The following is a 3,964-nucleotide window of genomic DNA, read 5'->3' as shown; positions in this document are numbered from 1 at the left end:
GATGTTCATGGAATAGGTGGCCGGATGGCCGTGGAATCCGCAGTTGATATGCATCGGGCGGGGGGAGGGGCTCGGGAGGGGGCGACATTGCAGGGACTTCTTTCCCTACGCGGCGAGCCATTATTAGGCCATCCCCGTGTAGAATGAGCCGAAACAGCCATTCGTGCAAATCGTTGATGTGCTCGGGGCCGACAACCTTCCATGATGGAATGCGAGATGCAGCAAGCAAATTTTCAGGTTGACTCCCGACTGGCAACGTTGCTCAGCCAAGATTACTCGACGACAGAAAAAGCTCTTAAAGAGTTGGTTGATAACGCATGGGATGCGGATGCAGAAGAGGTGGTTATCGAACTACCTGAGCCATTGACCAATGGCCCTATTGTTATACGCGACGATGGTAACGGGATGACTCGCCGGGAGCTTGAGTCTCATTATTTGAAAATTGCATCTGATCGACGGATGCGGACTAATGGACGTACCTCAAAAAAACGGCGTCCGATCAAAGGCAAGAAAGGGATCGGAAAATTTGCTGGGTTGATGTCCGCTTCGGTGATGCGTCTCACCACAATGGCCCGTGGCCAACAGATTTCGTTCACGCTTGGTATTGAGGACCTTGAGTCGGCGTCCGATATTGAGCACTTGACGCTACCACTTGAGGTGAGCGAATGCAGCTTCGAAGATCATGGAACCTGCGTGACACTGACGCATCTTCGTCAAGGGCTACGTTACCCAAGTGCTGATCGACTACGCCAAGAACTGATCATGGAGTACGGTCGGCAGAAGGACTTCAAAATTATCATCAATGGTAAACCGCTGGGCATTGATGATCTTGAAGGCGAATTCACTGAGGTGCAAGGTACGTTTCCTGATGCGGGGGATGCAACTCTTCGTTTTGCCATTAGCAAAAAGAAAAGTGGTCTGAGACGCCCCGGCATTACTTTGATGGTGGAAGGAAAGGCAGTCGGTAAGCCTAGTTATTTTGGCTTGGAGAACAGTGATGAGATTCCTGCTCGTCTGCTGAGAAAGCTGTATGGCGAGGTCGAAGCTGACGGGCTGATGGACTATGTAACTGCCGGTTGGGACTCGGTAATCGAAAACAGCGAGGCTTACCTACAGATCGTCACCTTCGTGCAGGCAAATTTGGTTGAGGCTTTCCGCTCTACACACGGTATGGAAATGCGGATGGCGCATGCTCGCTTGCAAAAAGCGGTCGCCGGCCGATTGGAAAAACTGCCCCAGCACAAGCGCGAGTTTGCAGATCGAGCAATCAAGAAGGTTTTGAAAAAGTATTACGACGAACCTGCCCACAAGGTACAGGCTCTCGCATTTGTCGTTCTTGAGGCCGTAGAACGTACCGAATACCGCTCTATCATCGAGCATCTCGCTGAAGCAAATCGCGGCGATATCGTTAACCTTGCTGATGCGCTGGAGAGCTTTGGCCTTGCCGACATGGCCGTTCTGGTCGACCAAGCTAAAGCCAGACTGCAGTTCTTGGATGACTTGGAGCGCCTAGTCCGAAATGAAGGCTGCCTTGAGTCAACGGTACACAAAGCTATAGAAGTAAATCTTTGGATTTTGGGTGCTGCATTCACGATCTTTAGTTCCAATATCACTTTGAAACGGCAGATTGAGGAGCTGCTGAAACAGAAGTACTCCGGAGCGCTAGGCACGACCCGTCCAGACTTGCTGTTGAATGAAAGCCTGCTGGGGGAGTTCTTACTGATCGAGTTTAAGCGTCCCTCGCATCCTTTGAGCTTTGCGGATTACCAGCAAGCAACTCGGTATCGGCATGAGCTTACCGGGTATAGCGCTAAGCCAATAAAAATTCTAGTAATAGGAGGGCGGATTGATGGCTTCCCGACCCGAGAGCTTGAGCCTGGAGTCAGCTGCCTATTGTTTACAGATATTATTTCCACAGCACGCCGACAAATTGAATGGCAGCTTCAACGTGCACCGGGTTTTCCTGGCGCACTGCTGATGTAGGCCGTATTTTGTGGGTTTTGGACAGATTCCTGGCTCTAGCCTTCGGAATCCAGCAGCCCCGGGAGGGCTTGCCATTTTGGCTTGTGACAACACCTTAAGCATGGCCGAACGTTTCAGCCCAGGAAAACGAAGCAATTTACGGCATTGCATACCTGCATGACCGCGTGGTTTTTAAAGCCCAAAATAGAGCGCGGGCGGTACAAACATTGAATCACAACCCAACTGTATGTGCAGAATCCACAGCTGTTTTTCCGTTCATCCAGTCTGGCTATCAGAGCAAATCGGTCAACCGCTGAACTCAATACAGTCGTGCACACTGTGATGGGGGGGCACCCTCGAACACGTGAGTAGGAGGTACCTGCTCTGCGTTAGAGCAAGTAAATCTTCTCGTGCGCGCCACTCTTCCTGATTTTCGTCGTTTCGAACGCATAGTCATGTTCGTCAAAATTACACTCCGAAATAAAGTGAGTGTATTTCAAACTCTTCACGCGGGTCATGGCCTTGCTTTTACGCAGGTCCGTCGTTTTATTCTGAACATTCATTTCAGGTGAGAAGTAATTGATCAAACCGGCTTCGGCGGCGAGCACGAGATTTTCTTCCCCCAGGTTTAGATAGTCGTTAGGCTGTTTGATGGCCATGCCGTCGCGAGACGCCATCGCCTCGAATCGTGGCGTGAAGAAGTACAGATAGATTTCCGCTTCGTCCTCGCATTCTGCCTGGGCTTGCTGCACACGCTTGTGCCCGTCCATTCGGTCAGACAGCTCCATGGCCTTGCCGATGTACATGACTTCGTATTTTTCCGGAAGGTCATCGGTAACACGCAGCAGTTGATGAGCAAAGATGATATGCCTGTTTTTATCCTTGGGCGTCGGGTCCGCAGGTGTCAGGAAATGGTAGGCGATTGCCCGATCCGCGCGCTCCTTCTCCCCGCTTCCCGGCATGACGGCTGCGACCAAGGGCTCTCGCTTCAGCAGGCGCTCATACTCATCCGCGGACTTGACATATTGAATCATTGATTGCAAATGGGCCGGGGTCGGAAAGTATTTTTTATTGATAGCCGGCGCGCCATGCAGCAGTTGAGCAATGTTGACCTTGTGCGGGCGCGACAGCATGCCCTGCGAGGCATACTTAAACACGATCTGGCACTTTTTGCTTAGACAGACACTGGAAAACCGCGCTTTGCGTCGTTTGACAAGAAAATAGATTCGTCCACTTCTGAATCTATCCACTGCCTCTAGAGGTTCCTCGAATTCGCGATATAACTTTTCGGCCGTAATGAAAAACGCATCCACTAGATGAGATTTAAGAATTTTGAACGGTGGTTTTATCATGACTACTCCTTAGGCGATGTCATTCCATAACACCTGGCGCATCATACTGGATCGCCTCTGGCTTTTTTTGACGCTGAGTGACTGCCCCTGGCCGTTCACTGCTGGTCATGGTTGCGAGGGGTTGGGTCAAATCCATTACAATGGCTGGTTAGGTCGACTGCAAATGAGTCGTCAAGTCAGTGCAACTACCCAGGTGTCAGCGGATCTAGAGAAGTGGCCGCCAGCCAGCGGCGTGTTCAGCTAGTCTTCCCACACCAGTGACTCAAGGACGATCCCCATGCCAGATAACTCTGAAGCCAACATAGCCACAGCGGATGCTCTCACGCTGCTCCTGCACAACCAGCACGCCCTAGCAGCGGCCCTTGAAGAAGTGACCAAATGGATTTCAGAGAATGGAGTGGAAAGTGTCGCCGCTAACGCAATGGGGGCCATGGAAACGCTGGACAAAAATGCACGAGCCGTCACCGATGCGATTATGCGCCTACGCCTGTTATAGGCATCATCTAACGCCCGCTGCCCCTTGCAGGTACCGAAATGATTCTGCTGGATCAACCTGTAAGGAAAGTCAGTACTTATCGTGGATGGGAAGCAAGATTTTCAGATCTAATACAGGCGGGGCCAATGGAGTGCTATCTCGTGAGGTATTCCAT

3 protein-coding genes are annotated in these 3,964 nt (G+C 51.2%); 2 read left to right on the top strand and 1 reads right to left on the bottom strand.

Annotated features, from left to right (window positions below):
- The first annotated feature begins 216 nt into the window (after positions 1 to 216).
- Positions 217 to 1,983: an ATP-binding protein gene (locus GIW04_RS28745; RefSeq protein ID WP_032902224.1), complete on the top strand. Its 1,767-nt coding sequence runs from the start codon at positions 217 to 219 to the stop codon at positions 1,981 to 1,983.
- A gap of 368 nt (positions 1,984 to 2,351) precedes the next feature.
- On the opposite strand, the gene GIW04_RS28740 is transcribed toward GIW04_RS28745, so the two are convergent.
- Positions 2,352 to 3,314, bottom strand: a complete 963-nt coding sequence (locus tag GIW04_RS28740) for a hypothetical protein (RefSeq protein WP_032902223.1) — start codon at positions 3,312 to 3,314, stop codon at positions 2,352 to 2,354.
- A gap of 277 nt (positions 3,315 to 3,591) precedes the next feature.
- Between GIW04_RS28740 and GIW04_RS28735 the strand changes: the two genes are divergently transcribed.
- Positions 3,592 to 3,810, top strand: coding sequence for a hypothetical protein (locus GIW04_RS28735; protein ID WP_032902222.1), 219 nt, complete (start codon positions 3,592 to 3,594; stop codon positions 3,808 to 3,810).
- Positions 3,811 to 3,964 lie beyond the last annotated feature (154 nt).

Source organism: Pseudomonas sp. PA-4-8C, assembly GCF_021606625.1.
In the GTDB taxonomy this organism is placed as follows: Bacteria; Pseudomonadota; Gammaproteobacteria; order Pseudomonadales; family Pseudomonadaceae; genus Aquipseudomonas; species Aquipseudomonas lactis.
Note: the sequence above shows the minus strand (reverse complement) of the source record. Positions and strands in the feature narration are given on the sequence as shown.

Bases quoted from the DNA above. Each gene is read 5' to 3' on its own strand.
- GIW04_RS28745 (WP_032902224.1), top strand. From the start codon at position 217: ATGCAGCAAGCAAATTTTCAGGTTGACTCCCGACTGGCAACGTTGCTC.
- GIW04_RS28740 (WP_032902223.1), bottom strand. From the start codon at position 3,314: ATGATAAAACCACCGTTCAAAATTCTTAAATCTCATCTAGTGGATGCG.
- GIW04_RS28735 (WP_032902222.1), top strand. From the start codon at position 3,592: ATGCCAGATAACTCTGAAGCCAACATAGCCACAGCGGATGCTCTCACG.